Annotated in this window: 12 protein-coding genes; 10 read left to right on the top strand and 2 right to left on the bottom strand. The window is 61.7% G+C overall.

All coding sequences use genetic code 11. From position 1 onward, the window contains the following. Both WB402_RS10225 and WB402_RS10220 read left to right on the top strand, forming a co-directional pair. A partial coding sequence (locus WB402_RS10225; RefSeq protein WP_424207521.1) for a PEP-CTERM sorting domain-containing protein occupies nt 1–524 on the top strand: 524 nt, incomplete at its 5' end. Nucleotides 525–670: 146 nt separating this feature from the next. Continuing rightward, the gene (locus WB402_RS10220; RefSeq protein ID WP_424207519.1) at nt 671–1,057 is read left to right on the top strand and encodes a hypothetical protein; all 387 of its coding nucleotides are present in this window, start codon (nt 671–673) and stop codon (nt 1,055–1,057) included. Nucleotides 1,058–1,337: 280 nt separating this feature from the next. On the opposite strand, the gene WB402_RS10215 is transcribed toward WB402_RS10220, so the two are convergent. After that, the gene (locus WB402_RS10215; RefSeq protein WP_424207517.1) at nt 1,338–1,775 is read right to left on the bottom strand and encodes an SRPBCC family protein; all 438 of its coding nucleotides are present in this window, start codon (nt 1,773–1,775) and stop codon (nt 1,338–1,340) included. Between the two features lie 52 nt (nt 1,776–1,827). Between WB402_RS10215 and WB402_RS10210 the strand changes: the two genes are divergently transcribed. From WB402_RS10210 to WB402_RS10195, 4 genes are all read left to right on the top strand, one after another. Beyond that, nucleotides 1,828–2,253, top strand: coding sequence for a cupredoxin domain-containing protein (locus tag WB402_RS10210; protein ID WP_424207515.1), 426 nt, complete (start codon nt 1,828–1,830; stop codon nt 2,251–2,253). Between the two features lie 124 nt (nt 2,254–2,377). After that, a complete protein-coding gene (locus tag WB402_RS10205) occupies nt 2,378–3,004 on the top strand; it encodes a cobalamin-dependent protein (protein WP_424207513.1) in 627 nt (208 codons plus the stop codon). Continuing rightward, entirely contained in the window at nt 2,961–3,632 is a 672-nt protein-coding gene (locus WB402_RS10200) for a B12-binding domain-containing radical SAM protein (protein WP_424207511.1), read from the top strand. Before WB402_RS10205 ends, WB402_RS10200 begins: the two co-directional genes overlap by 44 nt. A gap of 42 nt (nt 3,633–3,674) precedes the next feature. Next, complete coding sequence (locus WB402_RS10195; protein ID WP_424207509.1) at nt 3,675–3,929, top strand: tautomerase family protein; 255 nt, start codon at nt 3,675–3,677, stop codon at nt 3,927–3,929. On the opposite strand, the gene WB402_RS10190 is transcribed toward WB402_RS10195, so the two are convergent. Beyond that, nucleotides 3,816–5,189 carry a sigma-54 interaction domain-containing protein gene (locus WB402_RS10190; RefSeq protein ID WP_424207507.1) on the bottom strand — a complete coding sequence of 458 codons (1,374 nt, stop codon included), beginning with the start codon at nt 5,187–5,189 and terminating at the stop codon, nt 3,816–3,818. The genes WB402_RS10195 and WB402_RS10190 overlap by 114 nt on opposite strands. Nucleotides 5,190–5,490: 301 nt before the next feature. On the opposite strand from WB402_RS10190, the gene WB402_RS10185 reads away from it, so the two are divergent. The 4 genes from WB402_RS10185 (at nt 5,491) to WB402_RS10170 (ending at nt 14,563) form a co-directional block, all read left to right on the top strand. Next, nucleotides 5,491–8,133, top strand: a complete 2,643-nt coding sequence (locus WB402_RS10185) for a hypothetical protein (protein ID WP_424207505.1) — start codon at nt 5,491–5,493, stop codon at nt 8,131–8,133. 257 nt (nt 8,134–8,390) lie between these two features. Beyond that, on the top strand, nt 8,391–9,698 hold the full coding sequence (locus WB402_RS10180) for an efflux RND transporter periplasmic adaptor subunit (RefSeq protein ID WP_424207503.1): 1,308 nt from the start codon (nt 8,391–8,393) through the stop codon (nt 9,696–9,698). A 33-nt stretch (nt 9,699–9,731) separates the two neighbouring features. Next, complete coding sequence (locus WB402_RS10175) at nt 9,732–12,845, top strand: efflux RND transporter permease subunit (RefSeq protein WP_424207501.1); 3,114 nt, start codon at nt 9,732–9,734, stop codon at nt 12,843–12,845. Continuing rightward, complete coding sequence (locus WB402_RS10170) at nt 12,842–14,563, top strand: ankyrin repeat domain-containing protein (RefSeq protein WP_424207499.1); 1,722 nt, start codon at nt 12,842–12,844, stop codon at nt 14,561–14,563. The genes WB402_RS10175 and WB402_RS10170 overlap by 4 nt, the downstream gene beginning before the upstream one ends. Nucleotides 14,564–14,609 lie beyond the last annotated feature (46 nt).

Genomic DNA, 14,609 nt, shown 5'->3' with positions numbered 1-14,609 from the left:
GTCTCAATGTGAACAGTTGGTCGCTGAGCATGGACAGCGATCCGTTCGTAACCAACAACTTCACCCTCACGAATACCAGTGGCTCAATCCAGACCTATAGCCTGGGAGCCACAATCGGTGTTTCGCCCACGATCCCAATTGGGGCGATGCAGGGTTCGATCGGCTTCACCTTGACCGACAACAATAATAATGGCGCCACGCTGACGACCTCCGGGGCATCGATCTACCAGGGCTCGATCGATGGCAATGTTGCGCGCACACTGTGGGATCCGACGACCAGTTTCACGGCTCCATTTGCGTCGACTTCCTCGAGTACCTATTTCGGGTTCCCCACGCGGGAGGCTGCGCCCGAATCCATCGATTCCAACATTGGCATCCTGATCACTTTCTCGTTGACGCCTGGTGATAGTGCGTCATTCACCAGTAATTTTGATGTGGTGCCCGTTCCGGTTCCGGCTGCCGTATGGTTGTTCGGTTCCGGGCTGCTCGGATTGTTCGGTTTGTCGCGACGCAAGCGACGCTGAGCCCGTTCTGAGATTGATCCAATCTGTATGAACCCCGCTTCGGCGGGGTTTTTTGTTGTTTGGTGCGCGGAACCTGGTGACGGTGCACCGTGACTCACCGTTGCCAAAGTCCGCGGATGCGGAGATGATGCGTGGCCGGAGCCCACATGAATCACTCCGCCACGAATTCCTCAAAGCACCTGTTGCTTTCCATCATCGAGCTCGGGGGCTATCCCGATTTCAAGCCGCTCTATCAGCAGGCGGGCTACGCCGTGGAATCGGTAACGTCGGTGCGCAAAGCACTGGGCCTGCTCAAAAAGATTCATCCCGACGTGATCGTCGCCGAGTTTAATTTCCAGTCGGACTTTCGCGATCGCACCAGCAGTCTCGAGTCGCTACTCGCTGTAGTGCAGCGTTTCCCGAAAACCAAAGTCATTGTCTTCTACGAAAATGAACACGCCCATCAGCTCGCCAGGCTCCAGGCACAGTTCCCTATACACGCCGCGCTCGCCTATCCGATCGACACGCATCTGCTCGAGGCCAGCCTGCGATGAATGCGTGTCCGGTGATTAGCGGCCGGAAACCGGCGTTGCGGGACTACCCGGCGCCGATGTTATTCCATCGGACCCGATGGCGCGGGCGCGCACGGCATCGATGACCTTGGGCAGATAGCGGTTCATCGCGACGTCACGATCCAGCGGGCAGGGTACCGCCGGGCTCGAAATGCAGCGAATATATCGCGTCGGTAGCCGCGCCGCCGGAGACCGGCGCTAGTTCCCAGTAACCCGTGAATGCTGTAGGGGTAATTACTGCTTCGCCCGACGCGGACAAGTTCTACCTCGGAACCAGGCGCCATTCGACGCGCCAGTGTTCCTGCGGGAAGGACGTGTAACTGTCGCGGCTCTCGATGACATAATGGCGGTCAGCCACCGGCCCGGGAAAGCGCAGATGCTGAGATACCCGGCGTAGTCCGTCTTCACGGTGCACCACTCGACTACGCACGACGTACGGCACGAATTCGGCGAAGCGGTCGTAGTCCGTGATCACCGAGAACAGGCGCGCCGGCGGGACCTCGATGCGGACACGCGCCAGGGCCGCGGGTATGGCGGCACCCGGCACGGCGCGGTTATAGAGTCGCAGGCCGCCCCGTTCCGAAACCGGTTGCCAGCCGGCCTTCAAGACTGGGTCTTCGTCCGGGGCCGCCGGTCCAGCGGATTCCGCCGTTGCCAACCCCGTGCCGATGAGCGCCAGGAACAAGAATACAACCTGCATGTCGAAGCACTCACGACGCCTGCGAACGTCGGATGAACCACAAGGAGGCTTCATGGAGAAGCATAATAAGTCAGAACGTGGGGCACGGCGCAAAAGATTTTCAGCCGTTTTCGCCTGTGCGTTGCTGTTTTCGGTTCCGCTTGCGGTATCCGCCGCGGACGCCGGGGCCCAGCAGATCACGGTCCATCTCGGCGATTACCGCTTTCAACCCGATACTATCGAAGTCGTTGCCGGCCGTCCGGTGGAACTGACGCTGGTGAACGACGACAAAATCACACCGCATAACTTCACGCTGAAGGAACCGAATGCCGGCATCGATCTGGATGCGGCGGTATCGGCGGGCAAATCCACCACGCTGCAGTTTACCCCGCAGACGGCCGGCAGTTACATTTTTTACTGCAACAAAAAACTTCCTTTCATGAAAAGTCACCGCGAACACGGCATGGAAGGAAAACTCATCGTCCGGCCCGCCTCGTGAGCGCGGTATAGAGAAGCCCATGCGGGTTCTCCTGGTTTCAGCGAACCGCGAGCGGATTCCGGATCCGATCTTCCCGCTGGGATTGGCCTATATCGCCGCCGCCACGCGCTAGGCGGGACACGAAGTGGCCGTGGCCGATCTGTGCTTCGGGCGGCATCCACTCGCTGACTTGCGCCGGCAGGTGAACGCATTTCAACCCGACGTCGTCGGCCTCTCGATTCGCAACATAGACAACGCCGCCTATCCGCTTACCGTGGAATATCTCGATCAGCATCGCGAGGTCGTGGATACGCTGCGCGCCGTCACGCGTGCACCGATCATTTTGGGCGGATCCGGATTCGCGATTTTGCCGGAGCCGTATATGCGGGCCCTGGACGGCGACTGGGGCGTGGCGGGAGAAGACGAGCAGGCGTTTGTGGAACTCCTGGCGGCGCTTGATCACGGATGGAATCCAACCTGCATACCGGGCGTGATATCCCGTCGCCGCACTTCGGGAGATACGCCGGCCTCCGCCACGCCGGTGCGGCGTCACCTCGATTGGGCGGTGGGGCTGCGTCCGGCGGACGATCTTTTCGATTACCCGCGCTACATACGCCGCGGCGGCATGGGCAACGTCCAGACCAAGCGCGGATGCGTGTTCAAGTGCAATTACTGCACCTATCCCTTGTTGGAAGGAAACCGCTTCCGCGCGCGAGGCCGGCGACTTGGTGGACGAGCTCGAAGCGTTGATGGTGGATTATGGACCACATGACGTTTTCTTCGTCGACTCCATCCTGAACTTTCCGGTGGGCCACGTGGAAGCGCTGTGCGAGGAAATTCTGCGGCGCCGGCTGCGGCTGCGCTGGAGCTGTTATGCGACGCCCGTCAAGCTGGGCCGTGAGCAGGCGAGCCTCATGGCGCGTGCCGGCTGCGACGGGATGGAACTCGGCAGTGACGCCGCCGAAGACGGCCAGCTGGAACGCCTCGGCAAATCGTTCGATGCCGAGGTCGTACGCCGCGCCAACGTGCATGGCCTGGAGGCCGGACTGCGCGTCTGTCATACGGTGATTTTCGGCGGGCCTGGTGAAACCGAAGCCAGCGTGCGCGCCACCTGCCAGGCCCTACGCGCCAGGCGCCCAACCGCCGTGGTCGCCATGGCCGGCGTGCGACTCTATCCCGGCACGCCGCTGACCCGACAACTGATGGCGGAAGGAAAAATTCGTTCTGATGAAGCGGGACTTTTGCCCACGTTTTATGTCGAACCGGAGGTGAGAGATTTTCTGCCCGGCTATTTGCAGCGTCAGGCGCGCGAGGCGGGCAACTGGATATCAGCGAAAACCCCAAGGGAAATTTTCTCTACACGCCGGTGTATCTGGACATCCCGCACACCGACGACCTAATCATGGTCCAGATCACACTGAACGAAGGGCCGTACGGTCGAGTTGAAGAAGGCGCTATACAAGGCCATTGCCGGAAGTTTGCAGAAGCTGATCGGCCTCAAACCGCAGGATGTGTTTATCAGCTTGGTCGAGGTCAAAAAAAGAAAACTGGTCGTTCGGGAACGGCGTGGCTCAGTACGCCGGTTAGACATTCTCCGTCCGGAGCTCGTAGCGTTTCAGCTTGCGGTAAAGCGTGCGCTCGTTGATGCCCATGATGTTCGCGACGATCCGGCGGTTACCGTCGTGTTGCTCCAGTAGCGTGGAAATATAATGCCGCTCCACTTCCGCGATCGAAAGTTTGGAACCGTCGGCGGGCATGACCCCTCCCACCTTGCCATGGGCGTGGTCATGCGTCGAATCCGCCGCCGCATGATTGATTCCATGATGCTCGTTGAAGTGGATGTGCTTGGCGTCGATGATGTTGCAGTCGCAGGTGGCGAGCGCCTTTTGCAGGATGTTTTGCAATTCGCGTATATTGCCCGGAAAGGAATAACTGACGAGGCGCTCGATCGCGGCGTGAGTGAGCCGGCAGAGATTGTGTTCGGGTTTGCACAGACGTTTGATCAGTATTTCCGCCAATGCCGGTATATCTGTGCGCCGTTCGCGCAGCGGCGGGATGCTCACGTTGATGCCGGCGATCCGGAAATAGAGATCCTCGCGGAATTTTCCCTGCGTCACCATTGCCATCAGGTTGCGGTTGGTGGCGGCGATCACGCGCACGTCCACCTTGGTCAGCTTGTTGCCGCCGAGGCGGCGAAACTCGCCGCTGTCGAGGACACGCAGCAACTTGGCCTGCATCGGTAACGGCAATTCCCCGATTTCATCCAGGAACAGGGTGCCGCTGTCCGCCAGTTCAAACAGACCCTGCTTCAGCCCGGCGCAGCCGGTGAACGCGCCGCGCTCGTGGCCGAACAGTTCGCTCTCGCACAAGGCTTCGGGAATGGCGGCGCAGTTCAATTCGACGTAGGGGTTTTTTTTGCGCGCGGATTGATCGTGCACGAACTTGGCCGCCAGCTCCTTGCCGGTGCCGCTCTCGCCGTATATCAGCACGGCGGCGTCGGATTTGGCAGCCACGATCAGGTTTTCGATCAAGGCGAGGAAGGCGGGCGAGTGCCCCACCATTTGCATGTCCTCACAGCTTAGGTTGGTCGACGGCGCGAGCCGGTTGATGACCTCCAGCAAATACCGGTCGCCATTCGGGTCGTGCAGCGGATGCGCCTTGATTCGTACCCGGTCCGGCCGGTTGGCGTAATCGTAATGCGTGTGCAGCACCTCGAACGGCTTGTCTGTGCTGAATACCTGCTTATGAGGGCAGTCCTCACCGTTCATGTGGCATGGCACCGCGGAGTGATGCGAGACCTCGTGACAGCGGTGATTGACGACCTTGTCCGGATCGATCCCGTAAGAAGTGCAATACGCCTGATTGGCCGCGACGATGCGGTAGTTTTCGTCAATGATGACGGCGGGTGAGTCCTGGGCGTTGATCAGGGAATGGACGTCGATGGCCGGTTTATTCATGGCAATGTCTCCTCGTGGCTTTCTTATATAGTCATGTCGCGTTTGTATTGATGCTCTCCATCCGCTGAAGCCGCTGCGGACCTGCGACAATTTGTCATGGCAGAATATCATGACAAATTTGATCTATGTCAATAATGAAAAAAAATAACTATCAAAAACAATACTTTGGCATGTCGAATTTCTGGCACCGATTTTGCTGTAGGTGCATGCGACACTCTGCCGCAACAGAATCCATTTAGGATCAGAAGCCGGCAGGTTATTTGTTGTACCCGACAATGAATAAAGCTAGGAGGAGATCCAGATGACTCGAATGAAACTGTTGAATGCCGCGTTAGCGGCAACACTGGGAGCCGGCATGGTCGCTGTTAGTGACAGCGCCCAGGCTTGGTTCCAAGGACCACCCAAGTATCTGATCGTATGGACCTCGGATCAGTATATGGACGGCAGAAACGTCAGTCCGCTGGATGGCATTCTGGGCTTGCCGGCAGGAGCCCTGCCGGATGCCGATTTCCTCGCAGTAATCGACGCTAACCCCGTCTCGCCGACCTATGGCCATGTCGTAAACACGGCGGAGATGCCCGCGGTGTACGGCCAGCACCTGCTGTCCGCGACGGAGAACTTCGTGGACAATGCGCTCGACATCGCGCTGGTGAACAGCTCGGACCCCGGTGCCCCGGCGAACCTCGCCGCGGTCGGTCGTACCGTGATGGACGACGATATCCTGGGCGGCGTGCCGAACTTCAACTTCCCCGGCAACGGTCTGCCGCAGGTGGTCCCGGCACCGTCATCGGTGCTCAACGAAGCGCACCACCACAGCGTGGTGCCCACGGTACAGCCCGACGGCAAGATCACCGCTTACTACGGTGGCCTGATCAGCGCCAACATTTTCGGGTGCGACATCAGCGATCCGATGAATATCCATCCGGCGCCGAACAGCACGCTTGAGAATATCCCGCTGCACGGCAGCACGACGCAGAACCTGTGCGGGTTGACCGTCAGCGGCGCCGTGCATACCAACCTGACCGGCACCGACGACCTGGAGTGGAATCCCGTCAGCGGCCGCTACTACACCACCATGATGGGCGCGGGCGGCAACCGCGGCAACTTCGGTGGCGGCACCGGCACCGTTGCGGTCAGCCTGCCGCCGGTGCTCACGACCCCCGGCGGCATCCAGGAACTGGATCCGTTCACCGGGAGCGTGATCGGCGAATACAGCGCTGTGCCTACCCATTCGGTCCCCGGTCACGGCAAGTACGTGAACGGCACCGACATGCTCGGGCCTGAGCGCTATGCGCCGCGCAAACAGATCCGCTTCGGTGGCGTGGACGGCAACGGCAACTGTGCCGCCGGTGACGTCCCGACGGCGCTGGGCTTCTCGGTGTTCAACCTGTGTGTGCCGGGTGTCGCGCCGTTTAACCAGATCGGCGCCGACACCGGTGCGGTGGACCTGGATCATGGCATCAATCAGGGTCCCGACACCGGTCTGTTGGCGCATCCCCACGGTATCGGCCTGCGCACCGACCTGACCGGCAAAATAGGCGACAAGAACGGCCACCAGATCGGCACGACCAGCGGCGGTATCCTGGTTAATTCCGACTACGCCGATCCGGTAAGCCTGGCGCTGACCGGTTCCGGTGCGGGTCCCGGAACCTCCGCCCAGGATCTCGGCACCACGGTGCGTTTCTGGAACGTTGGTAATCTGAGCGCCGGTCCCTACGCCGTCGTGCAGATGCCGGACGGACCGCGCCACGAGGGAAACCAGATCCACGAGGAACCGGAAGGCCTGATGGCAATGCGCGTCATGCATAACCACGGGCACAAGGGCATGTTCGTTGCCTCCATGTGCGGCGGCGCGGTGTACTATTCACCCGACATCACGGTCATGAACCCGCAGTTCAAGCTGGTTTACGACTTCGGCGCCTGCACCGGTGCTTCGGTATTCACCATCACGCAGGATGACAACTACATCATCATGCCGGTGTCCGGCATCCAGCGTGCCGGCGACCCGATCCATGACCGCGATTACGCGGGTGAGCACAACTCGCGCATGGCGGTGCTCGACGTTCGTGGGTTGTTGTCTGCGGGTAACAGCTTCCAGTGTAACGCGGCTCCGGCCTCGGCCTGGAACAACACCGGCGCAACCACGCCGCTCGGCCAGAAAGAGACGCTCGGACCCAGCGGCATCGTGTATCACAACTCAGGCGATCAGCATAACGGCGGGACATTCTGGCCCAACAACGGCAAGTCGGATTGTCCGAAGCTGGTTGATCAGGTCGATCTCAGCGCACCTGGCGAGGATGGGGTGGTGGGCACGGCCGACGATCATCCGGACAGCGTGACCAGCCGCGGCGGACCGCACTTCGTGGTCCACGACGGTTTCGATCGCTATATCGCAACCTCTCTCTACTTCGTGGATTTGCGCAAGTACGCCATCGCGGACGTGGACGTCCTGCTGTCGGCGCTGGGTCTGGGCCACGCCTGGGAATCGCTGGCGGGACACCCGAACAGCTTCCCGCCGGGTGGTCCCAATACCGGCAACTTCCCCGCTGGCGGTCTCGGCGCGGCGTTCCAGCTGCTGGATGACAACAACCTGCTGCCCTTCAAGACGGGCGGTTGGGGCAGCGTGCTGCCGGGCACCGGGTCGGTCGGTGACGATACCGTCTGCATGATGCGCTGGAACCGCTGGACCGGCAACCTGGATCTCGACAGCCGGTTCAACACGGGCGACACGCATTCGCCGACTGGATGTCTCGACATGGACTTCGGCGACGCGGGCAAGACATGGCCGGCCAACGGGACGCGACCCGCGAATGCGGGCAACGCCGAGCCGCACGGCATGTCGTTCTACACCGTGGGTTCCTACCGGTTCTTCAGCAATGGCGAGATCGGCCCCGGAACCCATTACACCCCGGGACTGGGATTGTCGTCGGAGCAGACGTTCTGAGCCGTTCGGATTAGCGGGCTCCTCCCCGCGCCGCGATTTATTTCGCGGCGCGGGTCCGAGACCCGGCCGTCACGGGCCGGGTCTTTTTTTTGATGTATAGGATGTGCGAATGTCGTGAGAGCGCATGCAGCGCGGAGCGGCGTCCCGCGTGAATTCGACAGGATGTGTGTAGGGTATTGGGCGGATGTCAGCCGGGCAGATAACGGTTATTATTCTGCGACTCCACACCCGTCGTTGATGGATTGAATTAGAAGTTTATGCATCGTAGAACCATGTTGTTGTGGATGATCGCCCTCGCTGTTGCCTTTGCCGCCGGCTTTGTCGTAAATCGTTATCTTTTTCCCGTTAACCGCGCGCCCGAAACCGCGGGTGCGGGAACCGTCCCCGGGCACGACCACGTGCACGCGGAAACGACCTACGTCTGCCCGATGCATTCCCAGATTATTTCCGACAAACCGGGCACCTGCCCGATTTGCGGGATGGCGCTGGTGCCGGTGAAGCCGGCCGCCGCGGAAACCGCGACGGGCGCCGATGCAGGACCGGCGGTTCAAATCGAGCCGGAGGTCATCAATAATCTCGGCGTCAAGATCGCGCGCGTGCGCCGCACGACGCTGGTGCGGAGCATCGAGACGCCGGGTTTCGTTCAGCAAATCGAGCCGGCCCAGCATGTGCGCGTGCAAGCGCCGTTTGCGGCCAAGGTCTCTGCGCTGCAAGCCAAACCGGGACAATGGATCGAAGCGGGAAAACCGTTGGTGACGCTCGAATCCGAGACGCTGCGCACGGCCGAGCAGGTGCATATCGTCTTGATGAAGGAAAGCACGCCGATGCAGGCCAACTCCCACGACACCATGCTGCCCGCCGCGGTGGAAGCCGACCATGGCATGACGCTGGAAAAGTCGCGAGCGGAGCTGGCGCGCCTCGGGCTTACCGATGACGCTGTCCGGGAGCTCGAACAGAAACGGGTGGCATCGTCGAAGTTGACGCTGTATGCGCCGTACTCCGGCCGGATCGCGAATCTGCAGGTCACTACCGGCGATTCGGTGAAGAACGGGGCGACGCTGTTCGAACTGTCGGGAATGGCGCGCGCCTCGGTGCTGGCCAATGCCTTTCAACGGGACGCGGCCTGGATCCAGAGCGGCCAGCCGGTCGAAGTCAGGTTGCCCCATGTTTCGAGCCAGATGTGGTCCGGCGTGGTCAATCAGGGCGCCGTTGCCATCGATCCCAGCTCGCAGAACATCGGTGTGCGGCTTTCATTTACCGCGCCGGCGCATCTGCTCAAGAGTGCCATGTATGTCGTGGCCACGATCCACGGCGACGCCCGCCCGGGCGTGCTCGCGGTGCCGCAAGAGGCGCTCATCCGCACCGAGTCCGAAGACCGGGTGATCGTCGCCCTCGGCGGCGGGCGGTTCAAGCCCGTGCCGGTGCGCACCGGCATCGAGACCGGTGGCCAAGTCGAGATCCTGAGCGGCCTCAAGGAGGGTGACGAGATCGTCGTCTCCGCGCAGTTTCTGATCGATTCCGAAAGCAGCCTGCAGGCGAGTTTCCGCCGCATGACGGCGCATTAGGGTATCGCGCCGCCGCATCACGATTCAGCAATCATGATCGCCCGTCTCATTCGCTGGTCCACCGTCAACCGTCCGCTGGTGCTGCTGGTCACGCTGCTCGCCGTCGGATGGGGCATCTACGCCGTACGCCATACGCCGCTCGACGCGATCCCGGACCTGTCCGACGTGCAGGTCATCATCAAGACCGTGTTCCCTGGCCAGTCACCGCAGGTCCTGGAGGATCAGGTGACGTATCCGCTGACGAGCGCCATGCTGGGCGTGCCCGGTGCCGTGCACGTGCGTGGTTACTCATTCTTCGGCGAATCGTACGTGTACGTCATCTTCGAGGACGGCACGGATCCATACTGGGCGCGATCGCGCGTGCTGGAGTATCTGAGTCAGGCGCGCGAGCAGCTGCCGCCGGGAGCGCGCACGCAACTCGGCCCGGACGCCAGCGGCGTGGGATGGATCTACGAGTATGCACTCATCGATCGCACGGGCCGCCACGATCTTGCGGAGTTGCGCAGCCTCCAGGACTGGTTTCTCCGATTCGAGTTGCAGACCGTGCCTGGCGTGGCCGAGGTCGCCACTATCGGCGGCATGGTCAAGCAATACCAGGTCGTGCTCGATCCCGGACGCATGCGCGCCCACGCGCTGTCATTGTCCGTGATTCGCCAGATGATTCTCGACGCCAACCAGGAGGTGAGCGGCTCGGTCATCGAGATGGGCGAGGCGGAGTATCTCATCCGCGGCAAGGGATACATCAAGAACCTGGACGACCTCAGGCGTATTCCGTATCTCACTCGGCGCGAGGCCGGGGCCGCGCTGCTGCTGCAGGATATCGCCGACATCCGCCTCGGTCCGCAAATGCGCCGCGGCATCGCCGACCTGGACGGCAAGGGTGAAGTCGCGGGCGGCATCGTCGTCATGCGCTCGGGCGGCAACGCCCTGACCATCATCGAACGGGTCAAGGAAAAACTCGAGCAGCTGAAAAAAAGTCTGCCCGAAGGCGTGGAGATCGTCGAGACCTACGACCGCTCGGCGCTGATCACGCGCGCCGTGGCGACGCTCAATCACCGCCTGATCGAGGAGTTCATCCTCGTGGCCCTCGTCTGCGCCGCGTTCCTATTTCATCTGCGTTCATCCTTGGTGGTGGTGTTCACCTTGCCCGTGGGGATCCTTGTGGCCTTCGCCGTCATGCATCTTCAGGGCATCAACGCCAACATCATGTCGCTCGGCGGCATCGCCATCGCGCTCGGCGCCATGGTGGACGCCGCGATCGTAATGATCGAAAACGTCCACAAGCGCATCGAGCAGGGCGCTGCCTCCGGCGTACAGCGCCTCGCCGCGATGCAGGAGGCGATGGTCGAGGTCGGACCGCCGCTGTTCTTTTCGCTGTTGATCATCACGATCTCGTTCCTGCCGGTGTTTGCGCTCGAAGCGCAGGAGGGCCGGCTGTTCGCGCCGCTGGCCTACACCAAGACCTACGCGATGGCCGCCGCCGCCGGCCTGTCCGTGACACTGGTGCCGGCCCTGATCGTGTATCTGGTGCGGGGGCGTATCCGCGAGGAAATGGCTAATCCGCTGAACCGCATGTTGGTGCGCGCGTATCGCGCGGTGATCGATGCGGCCTTGCACCGTCCGCGCGCCACTCTGGCGATCGCCGTGCTGCTGGTGGCCACGAGCTTGTGGCCGTTGTCGCGGCTCGGCTCCGAATTCATGCCGCGGCTCGATGAGGGCGATCTGCTCTATATGCCGACCACGCTGCCGGGTCTTTCCGCAGGCAAGGCGCAGCAACTGTTGCAGCAGACCGACCGGCTGATCAAGACCGTGCCCGAAGTCGAGCGAGTGTTCGGCAAAATCGGCCAGGCCGAGACAGCCACCGACCCGGCCCCCCTGACCATGATCGAAACCACGATACGGCTCAAACCGCATGCGCAGTGGCGTAACGGCCTGACGTTGCCGAAGCTGATCGAGGAGCTGGACGAACGGGTACGGATTCCCGGGTTGACCAATTCCTGGCAGATGCCGATTGCCACACGCATCGATATGCTGGCGACGGGCATCAAGACGCCGCTCGGCGTGAAGGTCGCTGGACCGGATCTGCGCGTGATCGACACGATCGGGGCACAGATCGAAGGGCTGCTGCATCCGCTGCCCGGCACGGCGTCAGTCTATGCCGAGCGCGCCGGACGCGCGCGCTACATCGAAATCGACGTGGATCGGGACTCGGCGGCGCATTACGGCCTGAGTGTGGCGGACATCTATGAAACGATCACCCTGGCGGTTGGCGGCATGAACATCGCTTATACCGTGGAAGGCCGCGAGCGTTATCCGATCAACCTGCGTTATCCGCCCGAGGCGCGCAATTCGCTCACGGCGCTGAAGGATCTGCCGGTGTTTCTTCCCACCGGGCAGCAGATTCGCCTCGCGGACGTCGCGGATGTGGCGATCAAGGACGGTCCCGAGATGATCAAGAGCGAGGACGCACGATTGAACGGCTGGGTCTACGTCGATATCCAGGGGCGGGATCTGGGCTCCTACGTCGCCGACGCCCAGCGCGTCGTGGCCAACCACGTGCAGCTGCCCCCGGGTTATTCGATCGGCTGGTCCGGCCAGTATCAATACCTTACGCGGGCAGCCGAACGGTTGCGCTATATCGTGCCCTTTACCCTCGCGCTGATTTTCCTGTTGCTTTACCTCAATTTTCGTAACATGACCGAGCCCCTAATGGTGATGGGTGCGTTGCCGCTGGCCCTGGTCGGCGGTATATGGTTGCTCTTTGTGTTGGATTATCAGCTCTCGGTCGCCGTCGGCGTCGGCTTCATTGCTTTGGCCGGCGTCGCCGCCGAGTTCGGCGTGGTGATGCTGGTGTACCTCGACCAGGCGGTGAAACGCCACCGTCCCACGACACTCGCCCAGTTGCACGAGGCGGTGATCGAAGGCGCCGTGCTGCGCGTGCGTCCCAAGGCCATGACGGTCGCGGTCGTGATCGCCGCGCTCTTGCCGATCATGCTGGGCGGTGGCACCGGCTCCGAGGTCATGCGGCGTATCGCCGCGCCCATGATCGGCGGCATGGTCACCGCGCCGCTGGTGTCCATGCTTGTCATACCTGTACTTTATGTTTTGTGGAAACGACGTTATCTCGAGAGGAGAGGAGAAGTATGAAAAAGATATTTTCTGTTTTAGGCATTTTGGGTCTGATCGTTTGTCAGACGTATCCGGCGTATGTGTCCGCGGCAAATCCCAAAGCTCCGGCCAAGGCTGCGAGCGTCGATGTCGATCCTGAGGTCAAGACACTGGTGGAGCTGGCGGGTCAGGGCAAGACTGAACTGCTGCTCAAGCTGCTCGGCCCGCAGACGAACGTCAATCGGGCGGACGAATCCGGAACGACTCCCTTGGCCGCGGCGAGCAAGGGTGGTCATCGGGACATCGTTTCTGCGCTTCTTGAACACGGCGCGGATGTCGACGCCAAGGACAAGCGCGGCTTGACGCCCCTGTTACACGCCGCCGCGAATGGCCACGCGGAGATCGTCCGCTTGTTGCTGGACAAGGGCGCACGCTTGCGGGCGCAGGATATCAGCGGCGCCGACGCGCTGATGCTCGCCACCCATCACGGCCATCTCGAGGTGATGAAACTGTTGCTCGACCGGGGTCTCGATATCAACATCGCCGATGACGACGGCAGCACCGCGCTGCTGGTCGCGCTGCAGAGCAAGCAACCGGAAGCGGCGCGGCTGCTGATCGAGCGGGGCGCCGATGTCAACGTCGGTGACGAGCTCGGGAACATCCCGCTGCCGCTCGCCGCCAGGATGAGCGATGTAGCCACCGTCAAACTGCTCGTCGATAAAGGCGCCAACCTCATGGCGCGCGATGGCAACGGCAACTCCCCCCTGATCTACGCCATCTGGCAAAAAAACCTTGATCTCGTGAAACTCTACCTGGACCACGGCGTCAGCGTCGAAACCACCTTCATGCAGGAGGCGAGACCCTTGATGGTCGCGGCGGGGCTGGGCAACCGGGAATTGACGGAGTTCTTCCTCAAGAAAGGGGCACAGCTCGAAGCTCGCGATGGCGGTGGTTCGACCGCTCTCATTTACGCGGCACGCACCAATAAAGGCGAGGTCGTTGAATACTTGCTGCAGCAAGGCGCCGACGTCAATACACGGGACACTGCGGGGCGTACGCCTCTCGTCATTGCCGCCACGACCGGCGGTTTGGAGGCCATGAAGGCGCTTATCGCCGCACGGGCTGAGATCGAGGCCAAGGACACGATGGGTCGTTCGGCGCTGCAGTGGGCGGTCGAACAGAAACGCACCGACGCCGTGCAGCTGTTAATCGACAACAAGGCGGCGACCGATGCTGGCGATGGCAAAGGCGTCACGCCGCTGATGCGCGCCGCCTCGCTCGGCGAGGAGAAAATAGCCGTGGCCCTGCTCGACAAGGGCGCCGATGTGAACGCGCGCGCCAAGGGCGACGTCACGCCCTTGATGTTCGCCGCGCTCACCGGGCAGGTGGCGATCGTGAAATTGTTTCTCGACCGCGGCGCGAAGATCGACGCGCGCGACGAACAGGGCCGTACCGCCCTGTTCTACGCCGCCGGTCGGGGATTCGCCGTCATTACCCGCATGCTGCTCGAGAAAGGCGCCGACCCCAACCTGTCCGACAAGCTGAACAAGACCGCGACCGACTACGCGATCGAGGCCGACAAGATGCCGGTGGTCGAACTGATGAAGCAGCACGGAGCGAAATCTTCCGCCAAACCGAAAACCCCGAGCGCCGCATCGCCGAAGAAACAAAGCGCGACGGGCGCGGACAAGAAACAGGACGCCACGGTCAGCAAGCCGGAACCGAAGAGCAGCTCTCAGGAAACGCAGGGCCGGTAGCGAGTCTTCGAGCCTCCGACCGGTAATCGATGCGGACGGATTTACT

Origin of the sequence: Sulfuricaulis sp., from assembly GCF_049587675.1 — a bacterium.
Taxonomy (GTDB): domain Bacteria; phylum Pseudomonadota; class Gammaproteobacteria; order Acidiferrobacterales; family Sulfurifustaceae; genus Sulfuricaulis.
The sequence above is the reverse complement of the archived record's forward strand: the minus strand, read 5'-3'. Positions and strand labels throughout refer to the sequence as shown.